Below are 19,783 nucleotides of genomic sequence, written 5' to 3' on the forward strand. Positions count from 1 at the left end.
CTAGGCTCGCGCGACCGCGGCGAGCTCACCGATCAGCCGGACCAGGTCGTGGTGCCGCAACGGGTTGACGCTGACCCAACCGTCCTCGCCCGCGTCGACCCTGACCCGTCCGCCCGCACTGTCCAACCAGGACACTTCCTGCCGCTGCCCGCCCCTGATCACGCCCGCCTGACCTTGCCCGGTGACCTCCAGGTCGAGTCCGGCGCCGGGCGGCAGGGTGATCGGCATCAGTTGCGCGGGCCTCGACTCCGGGATCAACGCCACGAGCTCGTCGCCGAGCGTCTCCGCCTCGACGTGCGTCACCCGGACCGTGCTCTCGGACTGCGTGCACACCAGCGCGTCGTCGCCGTAGACCATCGCGACCGCACCCGTTCCCGGCACGACGAGGTCGACCACCGCCGTGTGCTCGTGCAGCGCGGTCACCAGTTCGGCGGCCATGCCAGTCGGGCCGTGCGGTGCCGCCAGTCCGCGTGCCTGCAACCCGTGACCCGCCTCGGCGAGCAGCGTCGCGCGTTCGTCCGCGAGCCTGCCGAACGACGGCACCCGCAACGGGAACGGCCAGCGCACCCCGGCGTGCGTGGCGAGCAGGTCCATCTCCACGAGGTCGAAGGCGATCATCGCCCCGCCTTCCGCGCCTGTTCGGCGTCGGTCTCGGTGTAGGTGGTCCTGATCTCCGCGAGCATCTGCCGGAACTCGCGCACCTCGCGTTCAGCTGCGCTCACCTCACCCGCGAGCCCCGACCCGGCGTCCTTCAGCCGCCGCGACAGGTCCTGGGCGGGCGGCGCGGTACCGAGCAACGGCGTCCGCTCCGCCAGCCTGCTCGCCGTCGCCACCAGGTCGCCGGTCAGCTCGGCCAGCCTCGTCAGCGTCTTCACCCGGTCCTGCAACTGGTCGGGCGAGACCTCGTAGCCGGTCACTGGTCCTCCCCGATGACCGCCGGAGACACGCGCTCGGTCACCGCGAACAGGTCGTGGTCGAGCGTCGGCATCTGGTTCTCGTGGTGTTCGTCCTCGTCCTTGCGGGCCCCTCCCGGCGGCGGCGCGCCCATCGCGTTGTTCTGGGCCGCCGTTCTCGGGTCGGCGGTGAGCGTTCCGGTCGCGGCGATCCCGCCGTGCTGGCCGAACATCACCCCCGCCCGCATGCCCGGGGTGAGCTGCTGGCTGACCGGGGTGGCGGCGCCGATCACCGGGCCCCGGGTCGTCGCCACCGAACCACCGCCACCGCCTCCGCCCACGAGGCGTTGCCACGGCACGCCACCCGAACTGGGCGTCTTCACCTGGGCCACGGCCGCCGCACGAGGCGTGGGAGCGGCCTGCGGGATGTTGCCGCGGGCGTCGTCGATGAGACGTCCGCTGCCGTTGAGGCTGGACTCGTAGGTCTGCATCGCCCGGACCGCCTGGGCCTTCTGCTGGTCGGCAGAGGCGGCGCCGAAGTAGAAGTAGAAGCCCGAGGTGGCTCCGGCGGGCATGGTCGGAGCGCTCGGCAGGGCCATCGGCGCGGGTGCGCTGGGCAGCGTGAACGGCGCGGGAGCCGTCGGGAGCGTGAACGGGGCGGGCGCCGTCGGCAACCCCAACGGCGCAGGCGCACTCGGCAGCGTGAACGACGCCGGCGCGGTGGGCAGCCCCGCGAACGCCGGCATCGTCGTCCCGGGAGCCGGTGGCGGCGGCATCGCGGCACGGGCCGCTGCCAGCGCGTCGGCCGAGTCCTGTGCGGCCTTCTGCCCGGCCACCGCCAGTTCGCTGATCTTCTCGACCCGCTCGGCCAGCGCCCCCAGCCGAGCCGTGGCCTCCTCCGCCGCGGCCCCTGCCCACCCGTCGAGCAAGGCGGCTCGCTGCTCCCGGAGCACCTCGGCGTGCGCGTCCAACGCGGCGCGATGCCGCGTCCACTCCTCGGCGACGGTGCTCACGTCCGCGACATCAGCGTCCTGCCACAGCATCCGGTGCAACTCTTCATGGCTGTACGCCTCCCAGTTGATGCCTGACACCCCTGGTTCCCCCTTCGTCCCGGCAAACGATCACATCGGGGCCGAACGAGGGAACAGGCCAGACGACCGGCCACTTGTGGCCGGTCCACCTGATCAGCGCAGACGCGCGAAATGCTCCTGCAGGCGCGCGTGCCGGAACTGGTAGACCGCACCGGCCCGCCGCAGCACGCCACGCCGATAGGCGTCGTCCAGGAACGCCGGCAACCCCCACGGCAGCTTCCCGGTCAACGGCAACCAGACGCGCGCGAACACCACCCACTGCCCCCACGCGGTCAGGCTCAGCACGTACGCCAGTCCACCCCCGACGCCGCCGACGAGCCCGAGCGCCAGAGCCGTCGTCGGGCTCCACAGCACCTCGAACCGCAACGCCGTCAGCCCGCTCGCGACGACGCCGGTGGCCCCCGCGACGAACACCGCGAACACCGGCACCATCGCCGCCACGAGTCCGAGCACCGCGCGCCGGTTCGCCTCCAGCAACCCGTCGGGACTGCCCGCCGATCGCACGTCCAGCGGCGCCTCCATCGCGGCCACCACAGCGAACACCAGCGCGGCACCGAGCCCGAACACCAGGCCGAACACCCCGATGTCGACCAGCACCCCGGCAGACCACGGGACGTCAGGCGTGACCAGCCAGAACGCCATCGCGCGCACCAGCCCGTAGGCGGCACCGACCGCCCCGCCGAACGCCAGCCCGAGCAACCCCCGTGACCACACCCGTCGCCCAGCCCGGCCACGCAACCGCAGCCGCGTCCGCACGGGTTCGAGCGGAGTCCTGCGCACCACGTACCGGTGTGCCGCCCCGAACAACAGCCCGGTGACCAGCCCGATCATCACCGCGAACAGCAGTCCCCTGGCGATCAGCGCTCCGACGAGAACGGCTTCGAGCGCCAGGTCGGTCACGCCGACCGTGATCCCGACGCTCAGCCCCGTCACCACCGAGGAGGTGCCGAACTGCCACCACGCCAGGTCGTGCGTCCCGAGCCTGGTCAGGTGATCGGCGAGATGACCGAGCCACGGCTGTACACGATCTGCATGCAACCCGTACACAGCCGGTGCGAAGCTGCTGAGCAGGTGTCTTTCGATCTCGTCGGGCTCGTGCAGGTCCAGCAACGCGGCCGGATCGTGGTCAGGGGTGTCGCTGTAGATCCGCCGCGCGAGGGCCACCATCAACGGCGTCGTCAGCACCTCGGCGAGCGGCCCGCCGTTGCGCACCTCGTCGAGAACGGGTTTCCAGACGTTGCCGCCCGGCCCGGTCTTGCGCGTGGTGCGCGGCAGGTAGTCGGCGAGGTCGTCGCACGTCAGATCGGCCAGCACGACCGCGGCGGCCGACGTCAGCACGTCCGTGCCCTCGACCGCGTCGCGGTACTCGCCCACCCGGCTGGTCAGCAGCAACGGCAGAGTGGTGGTGTTCAACGCGGTGAGCGCGGGCCGATGCAGTCCGGTCGCGATCTCGTCGAAGCCGTCCAGCACGGGCAACACCCGTTGCGAGTCGACCAGCGCCGCCGCCAGCGTCCCGCCGCTCGGGCCGGAAGCGGCGAGGAACGGGTGATCGCGCGTGAGCTGGTCGGCGAGCCAGTCGCGCAGACCGGCCCGTTCGGGATGCCACGCCCCGAGGCTGAAGATCACCGGCACCGGATCGGCCGGGTTGCGCGCGCCGAGCAGGTCCAGCACGAACCGCGTCGTCAGCACCGTCTTGCCGGACCCGGCCCGCCCCAGCACCACCAGCCGCCGCGACCCGATCCCGCGATACACCTCGACGACCTGGTCCAGCCGTCCCCCGAGCGCCGCCTCGCCGCCGATGTTGAGCCAGCTGTCCATCAACGGCGCGGGCGCCGCGTCCCACCGCACCGGCAGCGGCACGGGGTCGTGGATCTGCCGCTGCTCCTCCTCGCGCCGCCACCGCGCCTCGATCGCGACCTTCAACGTCTCGACGGCCTCGTGCAGCGGATCGAACCGCACGGGCTCCACGGCAGCCATGGGTTCATCGCGTCCGGCGGCGGAGAACAGCTCCGTGCGTTCGGCTCCGGTGAGCTCCAGAGCGTCGGCCAACGCGCGCACGGTGCCCATGCGTGGATCGGTCCGTTCGCCGGTCTCCAGCCCACGCACCGTACGAATGCCCACGGCAGCGCGCTGAGCGAGCGCCTCCTGGCTCAAGCCCGCTCGCTGCCGCCACTGACGCAGCAGTAAGCCGAACTGGCTCGCCACAACCGCCCCCTCGTCCTGATGATCAGCAGGGTACCGAGACGGCCGTGTCTCGTGGCCGATCCCATCCGGTTGGAGGAAGATCACGGATGTGCTGACCGAGTGGCTCCACACCGTTCCACCGCTGCTGGTCTACGTCGTCGTAGGCCTGGTGGTCGGTGTCGAGAGCATGGGAATCCCGCTGCCGGGCGAGGTCGTGCTCGTCGCGGCGGCGCTGATGGCCTCGCACCACGACGGCATCTCACCGCTGTGGGTCGGCATCGCCGCGTCCGCCGGGGCGATCATCGGCGACAGCGTCGGGTATGCGCTGGGCAAGCGGTTCGGGCAGCGGATCTTCGGCTGGGCGGGTGAGAAGTTCCCCAGCCACTTCAGTCCCGACAAGGTCGGCCGCGCCCAGGCGCTGTTCGAGCGCTACGGCGCCTGGGCGGTCTTCTTCGGCCGGTTCGTGGCGCTGCTGCGGATCCTGTCCGGTCCGCTCGCGGCCACGATGGGCATGCACTACGGGAAGTTCCTGCTGGCCAACGCGGCTGGCGGCATCGCGTGGGCCGGCGGCACGACAGCGGCTGTCTACTTCGTCGGAGAAGCCGCCGAGCACTACCTCGCGGAGTTCTCGTGGATCGCGCTCGTCGTCGTGCTGGTCGCGGTCATCGGGTTCAGCGTCCGAGGCCGGCTCCGCCGTTCACCCCGATGACCTGCGCGGTGATGTGCCCGGCCTCCGGTGAGGTCAGGAACGCGATCGTCGCGGCCACGTCGGCCGGGGTGCCCGCGCGGCCGTTCGCCGGGTTGCCCACGAGCTTCTTGCGCCGCTCCTCACTCAGGGTGCCGCCGAAGAACTCGGTGTCCTCGACGACACCCGGCGACACGACGTTGACCGTGATCCCCCTCGCCCCCAGCGCGAACGCGAGATCCGCCGTCCACGCCTCCACCGCGGACTTGGCCGCGCCGTAGGCACCCGAACCCCGCCTGCCCGCGATCGAGCCGAGCGTCACCACCCGCGCGTTGTCGGCCAGGCGCGGTTCCAGCGCGGTCGTCACGAGGACGGCGCTGACCACGTTGGACTCGTAGTTCGCGAGCCACAGGTTCCGCACGTCGGTGAGGTTCTGCGGCGCGGGCAGGCGGCGGGTCATGTTGCCGCCCGCGTTGTTCACGAGGACGTCCACTGAGGACGGCAGGTCGTTCAGCGCGGCCTCGACCGACTCCGGGTCCGCCGCGTCGAACACGACCGCCCGTGCGCCGATCTCCCCCGCCGCTGCCTTGAGCACGTCCTCGCGCCTGCCCGTGATCACCACGTCCAGGCCCTGCTCGGCGAGCCTGGCGGCCACCGCCCTGCCGATGCCGGTGCCGCCGCCGGTCACCACTGCTGTTCGTGTCATGCGATCTTTGATAACAGGGGAATACATGCAGGTCGATCGGCCTGTTAGCCCATCGGGGTTCACGTCTGTGACTAGGCTGCTCAGACCCGACTCCACTGGGGAGAACCTGATGAGATCCCACGTTCTGGAAACCGACGAAGCGGCCATCACCTACGACGTGAGCGGCGAGGGCGGCCGTCCGTTGATGATGATCGGCCAGCCGATGGACGCGAGCGGCTTCGTGGCGTTGCGCGAGCAGTTCCCCGACCGCACGGTGATCACCTACGACCCGCGCGGACTCGGCCGCAGCACCCGTTCGGACGCTCGCACCGACAACACGCCCGAAACCCAGGCGGCGGACGTGCACGCGGTGATCGAGGCCGTGGGCGGTCCGGTCGACCTGTTCGCGTCCAGCGGTGGCGCGGTCACGGCCCTCGAACTGGTCGCCGCCTACCCGGACGACGTCGTCACGCTCGTCGCGCACGAGCCGCCGATCATCGACGTGCTGCCGGACGCGGCCGCCGCCCGCCGGGCCCGTGATGGGTTCATGAACGCGTACCAGGCCGGCGGTGGGGGCGCGGGCATGGCCGCGTTCATCCAGATGAGCTCGTGGCAGGGCGAGTACACCGACGAGTACTTCGCGCTGCCGCTGCCGGATCCCGCGCAGTTCGGGATGCCGGCCGAGGACGACGGCAAGCGCGACGACCCGTTGCTCGGGACCGCCTCGCTCGCCATCACCGACTACTACCCGCGGGTGCAGGCGCTGGCCGCCGCGCCCACGCGCATCGTGATCGCCGTGGGCGAGGAGACGGGCGACGCGTTCACCGGACGCACGGCCGTCCACACGGCACGCCTGCTCGGCCAGGAAGCCACCGTGTTCCCCAGCCACCACGGCGGTTTCCTCGGCGGCGAGTTCGGTTACGCGGGCAAGCCGGAGGAGTTCGGCGTCAAGCTGCGCGAGGTGCTCGGCTGAGGATGATCTCGGCGGCCTTCGCGGCGCCGCCGCCGTGAGCGATGGCGGCACGCATCCGGTCGAGGTTCCGCCGGATCGTGCCGCTGGCCGCCACCCGTTCGACCGCCGCCCGCAGGTCCGCGCGGTCGTCGACCCGTTCGCCCAGGCCGAGTTCGGTCACGCGGTCGGCGTTCGCGGCCTGTTCCGGTGTCTGCGGCACGACGACCAGAGGCACGCCCTGGTGCAGCGCCTCCATCGTGGAGTTTATGCCGCCGTGGCTGATGAACGCCTTGGCGTGCTTCAACACCGCGGGCTGCGGGAACCACGGCTGGACGTCGATGTCGTCCGTGCCCTCCACGTCCTTGGCGGTCATCGCGACCTGCCAGGCGCCGTCGCCGAACTGCTCGGTGCAGGCCCGGTAGAAGTCGGCGTCGCTCATGATCGAGCCGAGCGAGACGAACAGCAGCGGCACGTCGTCGCGACGCGGTGACCACTCCTCGTCCAGCCTGCTGCCCAGCACCGGGCCGACGAAGTGGAACGACTCGTCGAACGTCTCCTCGTAAGGCTGGAACTCCCGTGGCACGAACACGATGCTGCACGCTTCGGGTGCCTCGATCGTGCTCGGGATGTCGAGCTCCACGTCGTAGTGACTGGTGAACTTCGCCAGGTCGTCGGCGATATAGCGCGCCAGGCTCGCGTCCATGAGGTTGTAATGCGCATTGGATGCAGTGTGCGGCACCGTGCGTACAGCCGGTATACCGAGTGCGTGCGCCACCAGCCTGGCCGGCCAGTTCGTGGAGTCGTAGCAGATCAGGTCGGGTGCGGCGGTCCGGCAGTGGTCGAGCAGGAGCGGGTAGGTCGCGCTCATCGCCCGGAAGTAGTGCGGAAACCACTCGTCGATCGGGTTGGCGGTGACAGGCCGGAAGTCGGGCAGCGCGGGGAGTTCCACCCACCGCGCGCCCGCTCCGATCACCGCCTCGGCGTGCTCGGCGCCGGTCGCGTAGTCGACCTCGGCGCCGCGTCTGGTCAGCTCCTCGACGACCGCGAGCGTCGGTGTGACGTGACCATGGCCTGAGAGTGTGACGAACAAGATCCCCATTGGCCCGATCCTGCCGAACGGGGTCAAGCGGTTTGTCGCAGGAAGGCCTCGATCACCTCGGCCACGCGCAGCCCACTGGCGAAGTCCGCCAGGTCACGCGGGCGCTCGCCGCGCACAGCCTGCGCGAACAGCGTGAGCCGCGAGTAGTCGGACCCGGTCTGCTCCAGCGGCACGGGTTCCCACGCGCCGCCGTCCGAAGTGGACAGCAGGGCCCACTGGTCGAGGCGCAGCGACCGTTCGGTGCCCCACGCGGTCCACTCGTAGATCTCGGGCCCGGCGAGTCCGGAGAACGCCGACACGTGCACCGGTACGCCACTGCCCCGAAGCACACCGCGTGCCGCCACCTCGGCCGCACCGGGTTCGGGGAAGTCCGACGACACCGACTCGACCGTGAGCGGCCCGAGCATCCGGTCCGTCAGATAGACGAAGTGGGACAACACCTCACGGACGAACCCGCCCTGCTCCGACCTCGACAGCCAGGTCGCCTCCGCCTGGAACGCCCTGGGCCAGCGCGGGAACTGCAGCCGGATCTCCACGCCCCGCAGCGTGCCCAGTTCGGGCAGCCGCCGTTCGATCTCGACCGTCGCCACCATGTCGGACAACGCGAAGTTCACCGCGTTCGGCCGTCCCTGGGCGGCTTCGGCCATCGTGCGGGCCTCCGCGAGGTCGACGGCGAGGGGCTTCTCGCAGAACACCGCCTTGCCGGCCTGGAACGCCTTCGTCGTCAGCTCGGCGTGCGAGGCGGGCGGCGTCGAGACGTACACCGCGTCCACATCGGACAGCACGTCGTCCAGGTTCGTGACGACCGGGACGTCGAGCGTGCGGGGTGCGACGTCGACGCCCGCGACCACGGTGAAGTCGGGATGTGCCAGCGCCGCCGTCAGCATCCGGGTGCCCATGGCTCCCAGGCCGACGACGGCGAGGCGAATCGGATCAGCGATCATGCGCCCTATTCTGCAGGTGCCCAGGCCTTGGAGAGCTTCACCCGGCCGCCGGTCTGCAGCAAGGAGCCGGTGTAGAGCCGCGACGCGACCAGCAGGATCACCACGACGGTCACCGCGAGGATGCCGAGGGAAAGGATCGCCTCCCACGCCGCGGCCTGTTCGGAGAACAACCGGACCGGCATCGCGACGCCGGCCGTGAAGGGCACGAACGACATCCACTTGAGCACGACGGGGTTCTCGTAGAAGAACTGCACGCCGAAGTACGGTCCCATGACCGCGATCATGACCAGGCCCATCGTCGAGCCGAGGTCCTCCTGACGGCTGACGAGCGCGCCCGCCACGGCCCACATGGACGAGATCAGCACGAACCCGAGCATCAGGAACGGGATGAACCAGCCGAGCGCGGGCGCCACCACCCCCAGCAGTTCGCCGAGTCCCGCGACCCGCAACGCGATCGGTGCCACGAGCGCCAGGACGACGACCTGGAGGAGCGTCAGGATCGTGTGCCCGAGGATCTTGCCGGCGAGCAGTGCCCGCACCGGCACGGTCGACACGAGGATCTCCACGATCCGCGTCTGCTTCTCGGTCACGGTGCTCTGCGCGATGGCCGCGCCGCCCATGCCGAACATCAGGAACACCAGCCCGAACACGATCACCGTGACGGATCGCTGGCCGGACGTCACCGCCGAGGCCTCGAGCAACTCCACCGGGGGCGACTCGACGAGCTGGCGGATCACGCTGTTGGGCGGGCTGTTGAGCGCGAGGACCTTGATCCCGGCGCCGTCCGGCACGATCGCGGCGTCGACGTCGTCAGCCCTGACCAGGTCGGCGGCCTCCTGGACGCTGCCGACCTCCTGCACGTCGAGTGCCTTGCCCTGCAGCACCTGCACGGCCGACCCGACTGCGGCGACCTTGGGGTCGTCGCCCCCGAACACCGTCGGCAGGATCGTGAGCGCGAACAACCCGACGACCGTGAAGAGGAAGCCGATCCAGAAACCCTTGGTGCCGACCAGGGTCTTCATCTCACGTTCGGCGACGAGCCACGTCGCCTGGCTGAAGGAGGCGCGAGCCATGTCAGATCACTTCCCTGAAGATCTCGTCCAGCGTGGGCACGACCGGCGTGAACGAGCGGACCTCGCCGCGGTTCAGAGCCGCCCTGAGCACCTGCTGGGGTTCCGCCTCGAACACCGCGCGCGGCCCGTCGAGCTCCAGGATCCTGGCGCCGGGCACGTCGCGCACCCAGCCCGCGTCCTCCTGCACGACGATCTCGTAGCGCTCCCCCGCGTGCCGGGCGCGCAGTTCCTCGCGTGACCCGTTGGCCACGATCCGTCCCTTTGAGATGATCACGACGTCGTCGCAGAGCCGTTCCACGATCGCCAGCTGGTGACTGGAGAACAGCACCGGCACCCCGTTCGCCGCCCGCTTGCGCAGCACGTCCAGCACGGTCTCGACGGCGATCGGGTCGAGGCCGGAGAACGGCTCGTCCAGGATCAGCACGGCCGGGTCGTGCACCAGCGCCGCCGCGATCTGCACGCGCTGCTGGTTGCCGAGCGACAGCTCCTCGAGCCGGTCCCCGGCCCGTTCGGTCAGCTCCAGGTCCGCCAGCAGCGCGTCGGTGTTGCGCTGCGCGGTCTCCCGGTCGACGCCGTGCAGCCGCGCCAGCCACGTGATCTGGTCACGCACCTTCATCTTCGGGTAGAGCCCGCGCTCCTCCGGCATGTAACCGAAGTCGGGCCGGTTCTGCGGCCCGACCTCGGTCCCCTGCCAGCTCACCGTTCCCCCGTGAGCGGCGAGCACCCCCAGCACGATCCGCATCGTGGTCGTCTTGCCCGACCCGTTGGCGCCCAGGAAGCCCGTCATCCGGCCGGGCCGGACGTCGAAGCTCACCTCGTCGAGCACCCTGTGATCGCCGAAGCTCCGGCCGATCCCCCTGACAGTCAACATGGGGAGAACGGTAGGTCGTGGCTTTCAAGATCGCGTCCGCCGTGCGGCATCATCCTCGCGGAGGACCCCTTACGGGCTAACGTGCCCCGCATGACGACCTTCCGGCTGGCCGCCTACGCCGTGAGCATCGAGAACGACCGCGTGCTGCTCGTTCGTTGTACATCAGCGTTCGACGAAGGCCATTGGTCGCTGCCCGGTGGTGCCGTGGAGCACGGCGAGGATCCGTTCGACGCCGTGGTCCGGGAGGTCGCCGAGGAGACCGGGTGCGACGGCGAGGTCGAACGTCTGCTGGGCGTGGACTCCCGGTTCATCCCCGCGGCCGAGCGGCACATGCCGGAGAAGGGGCCGCACCAGAACATCGGCGTCTTCTACCGCGTCCGGATCACCGGCGAGCCGCGGCCGGAGCCGAACGGGGCGACCGTCGATCCTGTGTGGACACCGCTGGCCGTTGTCGCGGGTCTGCGCCGGGCGGCGCTGGTCGACGTCGGTCTCGCGCTCGCCCTGGAAATGCCGTCGACCGGGCACGTCGCCGCGGTCCCGGTCGGCGGCTTGGTCCTGCACTAGCGAGCAGCGGCGGTGACTCCCAGCCGGTGCCCGCCGGTGTAGACGTTCATCGACGTTCCGCGCAGGAACCCGACCAGCGTCACGCCCATCTCCTCCGCCAGGTCGGCGGCGAGCGACGACGGCGCGGACACCGCCGTGAGCACCGGAATCCCAGCCATGACCGCCTTCTGCACCAGTTCGAACGACGCCCGGCCGCTCACCATCAGCACGGTGCTGGTCAGCGGCAGCCGCCCACCGCGGGTGGCCCAGCCGACGACCTTGTCGACCGCGTTGTGCCGGCCGACGTCCTCACGCAGGCACAGCAGGTTGCCCAGGGCGTCGAACAACCCGGCCGCGTGCAGGCCGCCCGTGCGGTCGAAGACCCGTTGCGCGGCACGGAGTTTCGTCGGGAACTCGGTGACCATCCTCGGGTCGAGGCGGATCGGGTCGGCCGCGACCTGCCAGGACGCTGTGGTGCGCACGGCGTCCAGGCTCGCCTTGCCGCACAGGCCACACGACGAGGTGGTGTAGAAGTTGCGTTCGATCGACGGGTCCGGCGGCGCGACGCCATCCGCGAGACCGACGTCGAGGACGTTGTAGGTGTTGCTCCCGTCCGCCGTGGCGCCCGCGCAGTAGCGGATCGACGCGATGTCGGACGGCGCGCGCACCACGCCCTCGCTGACCAGGAAGCCCGCGGCGAGGTCGAAGTCGTCACCCGGCGTGCGCATGGTCACGGCGAGGGACTTGCCCCGCACGCGGATCTCCAGGGGTTCCTCGACCGCCAGTGTGTCCGGCCGCACGGTGACCGCGTCGTCCACCAGCCGCACCACACGCCGCCTGCTCGTCACTCGTCCCATGCCTTGCCTCCCAGCAGATCGCGACGCACTCGTCGAGCAGGCGCCGCAACACCTCGTCCCCGGACATCGCCCTGACGGCCTTGGCCACGACCCAGTTGCGCGGCCACCACTTCGGCGCGACGATCCCGGCCCTGCGCGTGCAGTGCGCGACCAGACGTTCGGCGGGTGCCTTCCGCGTCCCGATCACCTTGGTGACGAACGGAAGGAGCCTCTGGCGTCCGTCGTCTGTGGACTGATCGTTGACGCACCGCGCCACGCACGACAGCACCGGGTGCACGCAGGCGGGCCGGTCCGACCACACCTCGCCCGCGAGCACCGACGTCAGTTCCATCAGGCAACAGCCGTCCGCGGGCGTCTCGTGCCAGCCTTTCGAGAGCCGCGGCAGGCGGCTCACAGGCGGGGCCTTCCCGGTTGCGACAGGTGCCCGGTGAGCACCGCGCCCGCCAGGCCGAGCACACCCGCCGCGATGAACGCGAACGTGGGCCCTTGCGACGCAAGGACAATCGCGGCGATCAACGCCCCGGCGGCTTTAGCGGTGTAGAGGACGCCGAAGTTCTGCGCGCCGTTCGTCTCGCCGAAGTACTCCCTCGTGACGCCGACCAGCAACGAGTAGCAGCACCCGGTGCCGAGGCCTGCGAGCATGGCGCCGATGAGCAGCCCTGTGACGTTCTGGGAGTACAGCAGCACGAACTGCGCCAGCCCTCCCGTCGCCAGCGTCCAGACCAGCGCCTTCCGCCGCCCGACCCGGTCGGAGATCCACCCGACCAGCACGCGTCCGGTGCCCGTCGCCGCGGCCAGCGTCGCCAGCGCGACGGCCCCGAGCACCTCGTCGCCGACGAACAGCGGCAGATAGGCCAGGTCGTAAAGGGACACGGCCGCCGCGAACGCCACACCGCCGTACAGCCACCAGAACGTGCCGCACCGCATGGCCTCGTGGGTCCGGAACTCCTTGAGAGCAGACCGGTTCGGCACCCGCGCGCGGTCGAGCGCCCACTCCCGTGGCGGGATGTGCGGCGGCCACCAGTGCTCGGGCGGATCCTTCATGACCGCGCCCGCCACCGCCACGACCACGGCGATCGCGATCCCGGCCTGCGCGAGGAACCCGCTGCCGAAGAAGATCCCGGCGGCCAGCACGAACGGCACCGACCCGTACGCGAACGCCCCGCTGACGAACGCGACCTTCCTGGTCACCCGCTCCGGATACCAGCGGACGACCGTGCCCAGACACGTCGCGTAGACCAGCCCCGCACCGACGCCGCCAAGAACGGCGTATCCGACCAACTGTCCCTGCCCGAGCGTCAGAAGCCCTGCGCCGCAGAGGATCGCGCCGATCCACATCGCGCCGGTGGACGTCAGCCTCTTCTGTTCTCTGAGCCAGGCCACCGGAAACGCCGTGCCCGCCTGGCAGACGGTCCACAACGCCAGTGCCCAGAACAACTCCGGCACACTCCACCGGTCCTGCAACTGAGGGATCAGCGCCCCGAACCCGTACTGCCCGATGCCGGCCGCGAGCATCGCCGCCCACGCGGCCCACAGCACCGTGCGGCGCGAGCGCCCCGACGCCTCGACGTCGGTCTCCCCCACCCGGTAGAGCCTGCCGACGTGATCACGGACGTAAGTCGCGACCGACATGCCCTTCACCCCGTCCCGAGGATTGCATACAGTATTCGGTAGGCTATACCACGGGAGCCCTGATGAACATGCCCTGGACGCTCGCCCGCCAGACGGCACGCGACGCCGCCAAGCCACTGGACGCGGCCGAACTCGCCCTGCCCGACGCCCTGGGCCTCGCACTCGCCTCGGCCGTGCGGGCCCTCACCAGCCAGCCGACCTGCGACACCTCGGCCATGGACGGCTACGCGGTTTCCGGCCCCGGCCCGTGGACCGTCGTGGGACGAGTGGCCGCCGGGGACCCGGTGCCCGCTCTGTCGCCAGGGGCCGGGGAGGCGTTCGGGGTGGCGACGGGCGCGCCGGTCCCGGACGGCTCGGACGCGGTCGTCCCGGTCGAGCTCTGTTCACTGGACGAATCCCTGCTGATCGCCGACGCCGTGCCCGGCAAACACATCCGCCGCCGAGGCGAGGACTGGTCAGCGGGCGACGAGTTGATCCCCGCCGGTTCCCTGATCTCCCCCGCCGTCCTGGGTCTCGCCGCCGCGGCAGGCCACGACACCCTCCTGGCCCACCGCCGCCCGCGAGTGGCCGTGATCGTCACCGGCGACGAACTCCTCCACACCGGCCCACCCAGGCCGGGCCGGGTCCGCGACGCCATCGGCCCGATGCTCCCCGGCCTGCTCACCAGAGCGGACCTGATCGGCACCACCCACCTGCGCGACGACCCGTCCGCCCTCACAGACGCCCTCAAGCAGGATCAGGCCGACGTCCTCGTCACCTGCGGCGCCACTTCGGTGGGCCCGGCCGACCACCTGCGCGCGGTGTTGACCGACCTCGACGCCGAGATCCTGGTCAGCGGCGTCGCCTGCCGACCGGGCCACCCGATGCTGCTCGCCGTCCTGCCCGACGGCCGCTGCGTCGTCGGCCTGCCCGGCAACCCGCTCGCCGCCCTGGCCGCGGTCCTGACCCTGCTCCACCCGCTGCTCGACACCCTCGGCGGCCACACTGCTCGTCCGCCGGTCACGGCCCGGCTGGGCGATGTGAACGCTCACCCCCGCGACACGCGCCTGATCCCGGTCACCAGGTCCGGCGGCACAGCCGTCCCCGCCGGCCACGACCGGCCCGGTTCGCTCTGGGGCGCGGCGCTGGCGGACGCACTCGCGGTCGTCCCGCCCGGCCATCAGTACGGTGAGGTGGAGCTACTTGCGTGAACGCCAGCTGACCTTCGACGAACCGGTCTCGGGCGGGTCCTTCACGACGGTCCGCACCGGCAGTCCGAGGAAGTCGCCGAACCGCGCGGTGTGCTCGGCGAGCCGGTCGACGTCGAAGCCCGGCAGCGGCCGCAGTTCCACGTCCACCGAGGTCTTCTTCATGACCCGCCGCCACAGTCCCGCGATCTGGCCGTCCTCGATGATCGTCGCGTAGAACATGCCGTTGTACGTGGAGATCGGGATCTCGTCGTACCGGGTGAAGTACGCGCTCCGGTCCTTGTAGCCGATCACCAGCTCGTCGTACGCGGGCAGCACGAACGCGCCCGAGCCCGGCGTGAGGTCCGGCGGCAGCCAGTACTCCTTGCCGTCGAACGTCTCGCACACCAGCTCGTGCTTCACCGCCTCCAGGCCGCGGGAGGCCTCGCGCACGCCGATGCCGCACCAGTTCGCGAAGTCCGCGAGCGTCGCCGGGCCGTGACTGCCGAAGAACCGCGACGCCAGCACGGCCATCGCCTCGTCGCCCTCCAGTGAACGCTGCTGAGGCGCCCATTCGTCCAGCAGCACGAAGGTCTGTTCCTTGCCGCGCGGCGGTCCCGGCACCACCAGGCCCTCCTGGGCGAGGTGGATGAACGTGAAGTAGCTCTGCTGCCGATCGTCCGGGATGCCGACGCCCGCCATCAGGTCGATCATCTCGCGCCGGGTGAGACAGCCCCCTCCGGTCAGCGCCTCCACGAACGTCTTGCGCGCCAACGACATCAGCTCGGGCGTCATGTGGTGGTACTGCCAGGCCTTGGGGGTGAGCCTGGCGAGGTCGCGGGCACCGAACAGGCCCAGCATCCACCGGACGTCCTCGGCCAGGACGTAGTGGATCGTGCCGCGCATCAGCCACGTGCGGACGACGCGTCCGGTCCGCAGCGCTTCCTCGACGTCGGCGATCCTGGCATCCGCCGTGCGCAGGCCGATCGCCCACAGCGACTGGCCGTAGTCCTGGCCCTGCATGGCTCCGAGCGAGCGGACGACGTCCTCCGCCGACTGAAGCCGCCCGATGTTGCCGAGGCGCAGCGCCGCGATGTCCATCAGGACAGTCTGGCGGGCCGCGCTCCAGTCCCGCTCAAGCGGGCCAGCAGCCCGTGTACCCCTCGGCCAGGAACCTCGATCCCGCCTCCGACCCGACCACCGAGCGCAGCTCGCCGAGTTGCCTGCGCACGTCGAAGTCCGTCGCACCGGGCAGGGCGTGCAGCATCGTGGTCATCCAGTACGAGAAGTGCTGCGCCTTCCACACCCGGTCCAGCGCACGCGGCCCGTACTCGTCCAGCGCATCGTCGTCGTTCTTGAGCAACGCGCGTTCGATCACCTCGGCGAGCACCCGGACGTCCTGCAACGCCAGGTTCAGGCCCTTCGCGCCGGTCGGCGGCACGGTGTGGGCGGCGTCGCCGGCGAGCAGCAACTTGCCGTGGCGCATGGGTTCCGCGACGAACGACCGGAAGCGCAGCACGGTCTTCTCGGTGATCGGTCCTTCCTCGAGCGTGAACCCGTCCGGCCCGGCGACCCGTGCCTGCAGCTCCTCCCAGATCTGGTCGGCTGACCACGCCGCGGGATCGGTCTCCGGGTCGCACTGGAAGTACATGCGCTGATGCGTCTCGGTGCGCTGGCTGATCAACGCGAACCCGCGCGGCGAGTGCGCGTAGATCAGCTCTGGTGCGCTGCGCGGCGCCTCGGTGATGATGCCGAACCAGGCGAACGGGTACTCGCGGAAGCTGTGCGTGCGCAGGGCTTCCGGCACCTGGGCGCGGCAGATCGAACGGGAGCCGTCCGCGCCGACGAGCAGGTCGCAGCGCACCTCCTGGCGCACGCCGTCGCTGTCGACGAACCGGATCGCGGGCTCGGTGATGTCGACCGACGTGTCGCCGACGCCGAACCGCACGTCGCCGCCGTCGCGTTCGCGGGCGTTCGCCAGATCCACGAACACGTCGGTCTGCGGGTAGAGCCAGACCGACTCGCCGACCAGCGCGCGGAAGTCGACGCGATGGCTCTCACCACCGAACCGCAGGTCGATGCCCTCGTGCGGATGCCCGTCGCGCAGCACCCGGTCCGACACCCCGGTCTCGGCCAGCAACCGCGCGCTGTCGGCTTCCAGGATGCCGGCGCGGACCGTGTTCTCGATCTCCAGGCGCGTCCTGTTGTCGACAACAACGCTGTCGATCCCGTTGAGGGACAACAGATGCGACAACATCAGCCCGGCCGGTCCCGCTCCGACGATGCCGACCTGGGTGCGCGTCATGACAGCCCCTTCGTTCACACGTCCTCCTTCAGCACCGACCGCGCCACCGAGAACGCGTGATTGGCCGCGGGAACCCCGCAGTAGATCGCGCTCTGCAGGATCACCTCGCCGATCTCGTCCTTGGTCAACCCGTTGCGCACCGCCGCCGCGACGTGCAGCTTCAACTCGTCCCAATGCCCGCGCGCGATCAACGCCGTGAGCGTGATCGCACTGCGCGTCCGGCGGTCGAGTCCGGGCCGCGTCCAGATCTCACCCCACGCGTACTTCGTGATGAACTCCTGGAAGTCGCGCGTGAACTCGTCCGGCGCCGCCCGGTCCACGTGCGCGTCCCCGAGCACCTCACGCCGAACCTTCATGCCGTCGTCGTAGGACACCGCATCTCCTCCAGCCCCTGTCCGCTCAACGGACATCGCGCCCCTCCCACCGCTTCAGCGCCTCGTCCACGAACACCTCGGCAGCCCCGAGATACGAGCCGGGATCATCACCACCGCCGCGCTCCGCCAGCAGTTCCGGCGCCGCTTCACGAGCTCGCCGCGCCATCACGTCGACGTGCACCTCCAAGCCCTCCACCAACTCCGCGGCCTGCGAAGCCGCCACCACCGCCAGCTCCAGCAACGCCCGCAATGCAGGCCACTCCGCGTGCCACGCCCCGTCCGGTCGCTCGTCCACCGCCCGCGCCGCGCACAGGTGCAACCGCGCCCCCAGCCCGGGAGCCTGCAGCGCCGCGCTGTTCACCAGCACCGACAGCACCGGGTTCCGCTTGTGCGGCATGGTCGACGACCCACCCCGCCCCTGCACGAAACCCTCACGGATCTCGCCGATCTCCGGCCGTCCCAGCGTCAGCAGATCCGCCGCCATCACCCCGAGCGCGTCGCAACACCGCACCACCGCGTCACCGAGCCGGGTGACCGGCGCGCGATAGGTGTGCCAGGGCATTCCCGGCCACACCAGCCCGAGATGACCTGCGAAAGCCGACGCGGAAGCAACCGGATCCGCGACACGCGACAACGTCCCCGCCGCACCTCCGCACTGCGCCGGCAGGTTTCGCGCCACGACCTCCAGCTCGCTCAACGAGTCCAGCACTCCGGCGAGCCACCGCGCGGCCTTGAGCCCGAACGTGATCGGCACGGCGTACTGCGTCAACGTCCGCCCGGCCATCACGCTCGACCGGTGCTCGCCGGCCAGCCGGGCCAGCGCGACGCCAACCCGTCCCAAATCCGCCGACACGCGCTCCAAAGCCCCGCGCGCCAGCAACATCAGCGCGGAGTCGAGCACGTCCTGACTGGTCAGTCCAGTGTGGACAGGCGAGGAAACCCTTGCGCGCAAAGCGGACACCAGCGGCAACACCGGATTGCCAGCCGCCTCGACCTCGACCGGGTCCAGCACGGGAACCCAGTCGCCCAACGAGAGCGGGGTCCCCAGCACGCGGGCCCAGGCGACCTCGACCTCCAGCATCGCGCGCACCAGCGCGGCATCGTCGACGAGGCCCGCGGCGCGATGAGAACCGGGCAGCACGATCACGTCCGCGGGAACTTGAAGAACACCGTCTCGGACGGCCCCTGCAGGTGAAGGTCGAACCGCAACCGGCCGTCCTCCTCCCGCTCCGCGACCAGTCCCTCCACGGCGTCGGCGGCTCCTGGCAGGTAGATGCGGGTGAACAACCGGTCGAGCAGTCCGCGCGCGAACACCGTCACCGCGAAGAACGGCAGCCCTGGCTCGACGGTGCTGAACCAGTAGTGCCCGGCTCCGTCGGTGCAGGACCGGCCCCAGCCCGTGAACGCGGCCCCGCGCCGCCGCAACGACCCGCCGATCCGCGGCACCACACCGGCGGCGTCGGACTGGCGGATCTCGATCATCGCGTCCGGCACGGGATCGCCCGCGCCGTCGTGGACGTAGCCGTGCAGCACCACGGATCCGGCCGAGCCGAACGGCACCAGTTCGGAGTCGCCGGGAAACGCCAGCGCGTGGTGGAAGAACGGCCCGACGGTCTGGCCGGGCGTCGAGTCAGTCATCGGACGGCTCCAGGTAGGTCGCATGGCTGCCGGTCAACACGATGTCCCAGCGGTAGCCCAGCAACCACTCGTGCTCGGACTGCGCGTGGTCGTACGACGCGATGAGCCGGGCGAGGGCGGCGGGATCGGTGATCGACTGCGCGATCGGGTCCAGCGCCAGCAGCTGATCCCCCGGGAAGTACATCTGCGTGATCAGCCGCTGGGTGAAGTCCGTGCCGAACAACGAGAAGTGGATGTGCGCGGGCCGCCAGGCGTTGTGGTGGTTGCGCCACGGATAGGGGCCCGGCTTGATCGACGTGAACGAGTACCAGCCGTCGTCGTCGGTCAGGCAACGGCCGACCCCGGTAAAGTTCGGGTCCAGCGGCGCCGGGTGCTGGTCGCCCTGGTGCGAGTAGCGGCCGGCGGCGTTGGCCTGCCAGACCTCGACGAGCTGCCGGCGCACCGGACGGCCGTCGCCGTCGAGCACGCGGCCGTGCACCCGGATGCGTTCGCCGATCGGCTCACCTCCGCGCTGCAAGGTCAGGTCCGCTTCGACGGCGTCGACGTCGGAGTGGCCGAAGACGGGCGCGAGCAGTTCGGCGCCCTCGGGGTCGACGTGCAGCGGTTCCTTGGTGGGGTGGCGCAACGTCGTGCTGCGGTACGGCGCGAAGTCCAGCAGCGGCGCACCACCCGGTGAGTCGGCCTGGATCTTCGCGATCTCGTCGCTGATCTCGTGCTGGCTGGTCGTCACGTCATCGAACGCTAGGCAAGCGCCTCGCCGGAGTCGACCGCGGCTTTCCACTGAACGGAAG

Annotated in this window: 21 protein-coding genes; 4 read left to right on the forward strand and 17 right to left on the reverse strand. The window is 70.7% G+C overall.

The features are described 5' to 3' along the window. The 4 genes from ACIRG5_RS04150 to ACIRG5_RS04165 form a co-directional block, all read right to left on the reverse strand. Window positions 1-618: an ESX secretion-associated protein EspG gene (locus ACIRG5_RS04150; RefSeq protein WP_402899840.1), complete on the reverse strand. Its 618-nt coding sequence runs from the start codon at window positions 616-618 to the stop codon at window positions 1-3. Next, complete coding sequence (locus ACIRG5_RS04155) at window positions 615-917, reverse strand: hypothetical protein (RefSeq protein ID WP_402899842.1); 303 nt, start codon at window positions 915-917, stop codon at window positions 615-617. The genes ACIRG5_RS04150 and ACIRG5_RS04155 overlap by 4 nt, the downstream gene beginning before the upstream one ends. Next, the gene (locus ACIRG5_RS04160) at window positions 914-1,984 is read right to left on the reverse strand and encodes a hypothetical protein (protein WP_402899845.1); all 1,071 of its coding nucleotides are present in this window, start codon (window positions 1,982-1,984) and stop codon (window positions 914-916) included. The genes ACIRG5_RS04155 and ACIRG5_RS04160 overlap by 4 nt, the downstream gene beginning before the upstream one ends. Window positions 1,985-2,077: 93 nt before the next feature. After that, entirely contained in the window at window positions 2,078-4,189 is a 2,112-nt protein-coding gene (locus tag ACIRG5_RS04165; protein WP_402899848.1) for a helix-turn-helix domain-containing protein, read from the reverse strand. Window positions 4,190-4,277: 88 nt separating this feature from the next. On the opposite strand from ACIRG5_RS04165, the gene ACIRG5_RS04170 reads away from it, so the two are divergent. Next, window positions 4,278-4,877, forward strand: coding sequence for a DedA family protein (locus ACIRG5_RS04170; protein WP_402899851.1), 600 nt, complete (start codon window positions 4,278-4,280; stop codon window positions 4,875-4,877). On the opposite strand, the gene ACIRG5_RS04175 is transcribed toward ACIRG5_RS04170, so the two are convergent. Continuing rightward, on the reverse strand, window positions 4,840-5,559 hold the full coding sequence (locus ACIRG5_RS04175) for an SDR family oxidoreductase (RefSeq protein WP_330274618.1): 720 nt from the start codon (window positions 5,557-5,559) through the stop codon (window positions 4,840-4,842). The two genes, ACIRG5_RS04170 and ACIRG5_RS04175, sit on opposite strands and share 38 nt — an antisense overlap. A gap of 109 nt (window positions 5,560-5,668) precedes the next feature. On the opposite strand from ACIRG5_RS04175, the gene ACIRG5_RS04180 reads away from it, so the two are divergent. Next, a complete protein-coding gene (locus ACIRG5_RS04180) occupies window positions 5,669-6,511 on the forward strand; it encodes an alpha/beta fold hydrolase (protein ID WP_402899854.1) in 843 nt (280 codons plus the stop codon). On the opposite strand, the gene ACIRG5_RS04185 is transcribed toward ACIRG5_RS04180, so the two are convergent. From ACIRG5_RS04185 to ACIRG5_RS04200, 4 genes are read right to left on the reverse strand one after another with little or no spacing between them, the layout of a single operon-like run. Then, window positions 6,486-7,589, reverse strand: coding sequence for a macrolide family glycosyltransferase (locus ACIRG5_RS04185; protein ID WP_402899857.1), 1,104 nt, complete (start codon window positions 7,587-7,589; stop codon window positions 6,486-6,488). The two genes, ACIRG5_RS04180 and ACIRG5_RS04185, sit on opposite strands and share 26 nt — an antisense overlap. Window positions 7,590-7,612: 23 nt before the next feature. Beyond that, a complete protein-coding gene (locus tag ACIRG5_RS04190; RefSeq protein ID WP_402899860.1) occupies window positions 7,613-8,533 on the reverse strand; it encodes a Gfo/Idh/MocA family protein in 921 nt (306 codons plus the stop codon). A 5-nt stretch (window positions 8,534-8,538) separates the two neighbouring features. Continuing rightward, on the reverse strand, window positions 8,539-9,606 hold the full coding sequence (locus tag ACIRG5_RS04195) for an ABC transporter permease (RefSeq protein WP_402899863.1): 1,068 nt from the start codon (window positions 9,604-9,606) through the stop codon (window positions 8,539-8,541). A 1-nt stretch (window position 9,607) separates the two neighbouring features. Beyond that, window positions 9,608-10,477 (reverse strand): ABC transporter ATP-binding protein, encoded by an 870-nt coding sequence (locus ACIRG5_RS04200; RefSeq protein ID WP_402899866.1) that lies wholly within the window; start codon window positions 10,475-10,477, stop codon window positions 9,608-9,610. 90 nt (window positions 10,478-10,567) lie between these two features. Here ACIRG5_RS04200 and ACIRG5_RS04205 point away from each other — a divergent pair, with 90 nt between their 5' ends. Beyond that, window positions 10,568-11,041 carry an NUDIX hydrolase gene (locus tag ACIRG5_RS04205; protein ID WP_402899868.1) on the forward strand — a complete coding sequence of 158 codons (474 nt, stop codon included), beginning with the start codon at window positions 10,568-10,570 and terminating at the stop codon, window positions 11,039-11,041. Here the strand turns inward: ACIRG5_RS04205 and fdhD are convergent. Both fdhD and ACIRG5_RS04215 read right to left on the reverse strand, forming a co-directional pair. Continuing rightward, window positions 11,038-11,877: a formate dehydrogenase accessory sulfurtransferase FdhD gene (gene fdhD, locus ACIRG5_RS04210; RefSeq protein WP_402899871.1), complete on the reverse strand. Its 840-nt coding sequence runs from the start codon at window positions 11,875-11,877 to the stop codon at window positions 11,038-11,040. The two genes, ACIRG5_RS04205 and fdhD, sit on opposite strands and share 4 nt — an antisense overlap. A gap of 390 nt (window positions 11,878-12,267) precedes the next feature. Beyond that, a complete protein-coding gene (locus ACIRG5_RS04215; RefSeq protein ID WP_402899874.1) occupies window positions 12,268-13,509 on the reverse strand; it encodes an MFS transporter in 1,242 nt (413 codons plus the stop codon). A 62-nt stretch (window positions 13,510-13,571) separates the two neighbouring features. On the opposite strand from ACIRG5_RS04215, the gene ACIRG5_RS04220 reads away from it, so the two are divergent. After that, the gene (locus ACIRG5_RS04220) at window positions 13,572-14,699 is read left to right on the forward strand and encodes a molybdopterin molybdotransferase MoeA (RefSeq protein WP_402899876.1); all 1,128 of its coding nucleotides are present in this window, start codon (window positions 13,572-13,574) and stop codon (window positions 14,697-14,699) included. On the opposite strand, the gene ACIRG5_RS04225 is transcribed toward ACIRG5_RS04220, so the two are convergent. The 6 genes from ACIRG5_RS04225 to pcaH are packed head-to-tail and all read right to left on the reverse strand — an operon-like array spanning window position 14,688 to window position 19,722. After that, complete coding sequence (locus ACIRG5_RS04225; RefSeq protein ID WP_402899879.1) at window positions 14,688-15,776, reverse strand: winged helix DNA-binding domain-containing protein; 1,089 nt, start codon at window positions 15,774-15,776, stop codon at window positions 14,688-14,690. The two genes, ACIRG5_RS04220 and ACIRG5_RS04225, sit on opposite strands and share 12 nt — an antisense overlap. A gap of 34 nt (window positions 15,777-15,810) precedes the next feature. Continuing rightward, the gene (locus ACIRG5_RS04230; protein ID WP_402899882.1) at window positions 15,811-16,980 is read right to left on the reverse strand and encodes a 4-hydroxybenzoate 3-monooxygenase; all 1,170 of its coding nucleotides are present in this window, start codon (window positions 16,978-16,980) and stop codon (window positions 15,811-15,813) included. A gap of 14 nt (window positions 16,981-16,994) precedes the next feature. Then, complete coding sequence (gene pcaC, locus ACIRG5_RS04235) at window positions 16,995-17,390, reverse strand: 4-carboxymuconolactone decarboxylase (RefSeq protein ID WP_402899885.1); 396 nt, start codon at window positions 17,388-17,390, stop codon at window positions 16,995-16,997. Further along, complete coding sequence (locus ACIRG5_RS04240; protein WP_402899888.1) at window positions 17,380-18,501, reverse strand: lyase family protein; 1,122 nt, start codon at window positions 18,499-18,501, stop codon at window positions 17,380-17,382. The genes pcaC and ACIRG5_RS04240 overlap by 11 nt, the downstream gene beginning before the upstream one ends. After that, on the reverse strand, window positions 18,498-18,992 hold the full coding sequence (locus tag ACIRG5_RS04245) for a protocatechuate 3,4-dioxygenase subunit alpha (RefSeq protein WP_402899891.1): 495 nt from the start codon (window positions 18,990-18,992) through the stop codon (window positions 18,498-18,500). Before ACIRG5_RS04245 ends, ACIRG5_RS04240 begins: the two co-directional genes overlap by 4 nt. After that, window positions 18,985-19,722: a protocatechuate 3,4-dioxygenase subunit beta gene (gene pcaH, locus ACIRG5_RS04250; RefSeq protein ID WP_402899894.1), complete on the reverse strand. Its 738-nt coding sequence runs from the start codon at window positions 19,720-19,722 to the stop codon at window positions 18,985-18,987. Before pcaH ends, ACIRG5_RS04245 begins: the two co-directional genes overlap by 8 nt. Window positions 19,723-19,783: the final 61 nt, after the last annotated feature.

Origin of the sequence: Lentzea sp. NPDC102401 (assembly GCF_044765805.1) — a bacterium.
Taxonomy (GTDB): Bacteria; Actinomycetota; Actinomycetes; order Mycobacteriales; family Pseudonocardiaceae; genus Lentzea; species Lentzea sokolovensis.

Excerpts from the sequence above, each read along its gene's own strand:
- ACIRG5_RS04190 (WP_402899860.1), bottom strand. The coding sequence starts at position 8,533 with ATGATCGCTGATCCGATTCGCCTCGCCGTCGTCGGCCTGGGAGCCATG.
- ACIRG5_RS04225 (WP_402899879.1), bottom strand. The coding sequence starts at position 15,776 with ATGGACATCGCGGCGCTGCGCCTCGGCAACATCGGGCGGCTTCAGTCG.
- ACIRG5_RS04180 (WP_402899854.1), top strand. The coding sequence starts at position 5,669 with ATGAGATCCCACGTTCTGGAAACCGACGAAGCGGCCATCACCTACGAC.
- pcaC (WP_402899885.1), bottom strand. The coding sequence starts at position 17,390 with ATGTCCGTTGAGCGGACAGGGGCTGGAGGAGATGCGGTGTCCTACGAC.
- ACIRG5_RS04195 (WP_402899863.1), bottom strand. The coding sequence starts at position 9,606 with ATGGCTCGCGCCTCCTTCAGCCAGGCGACGTGGCTCGTCGCCGAACGT.
- ACIRG5_RS04200 (WP_402899866.1), bottom strand. The coding sequence starts at position 10,477 with ATGTTGACTGTCAGGGGGATCGGCCGGAGCTTCGGCGATCACAGGGTG.
- ACIRG5_RS04205 (WP_402899868.1), top strand. The coding sequence starts at position 10,568 with ATGACGACCTTCCGGCTGGCCGCCTACGCCGTGAGCATCGAGAACGAC.
- ACIRG5_RS04245 (WP_402899891.1), bottom strand. The coding sequence starts at position 18,992 with ATGACTGACTCGACGCCCGGCCAGACCGTCGGGCCGTTCTTCCACCAC.
- ACIRG5_RS04175 (WP_330274618.1), bottom strand. The coding sequence starts at position 5,559 with ATGACACGAACAGCAGTGGTGACCGGCGGCGGCACCGGCATCGGCAGG.
- fdhD (WP_402899871.1), bottom strand. The coding sequence starts at position 11,877 with ATGGGACGAGTGACGAGCAGGCGGCGTGTGGTGCGGCTGGTGGACGAC.
- ACIRG5_RS04185 (WP_402899857.1), bottom strand. The coding sequence starts at position 7,589 with ATGGGGATCTTGTTCGTCACACTCTCAGGCCATGGTCACGTCACACCG.
- ACIRG5_RS04215 (WP_402899874.1), bottom strand. The coding sequence starts at position 13,509 with ATGTCGGTCGCGACTTACGTCCGTGATCACGTCGGCAGGCTCTACCGG.
- ACIRG5_RS04220 (WP_402899876.1), top strand. The coding sequence starts at position 13,572 with ATGAACATGCCCTGGACGCTCGCCCGCCAGACGGCACGCGACGCCGCC.
- ACIRG5_RS04230 (WP_402899882.1), bottom strand. The coding sequence starts at position 16,980 with ATGACGCGCACCCAGGTCGGCATCGTCGGAGCGGGACCGGCCGGGCTG.
- ACIRG5_RS04150 (WP_402899840.1), bottom strand. The coding sequence starts at position 618 with ATGATCGCCTTCGACCTCGTGGAGATGGACCTGCTCGCCACGCACGCC.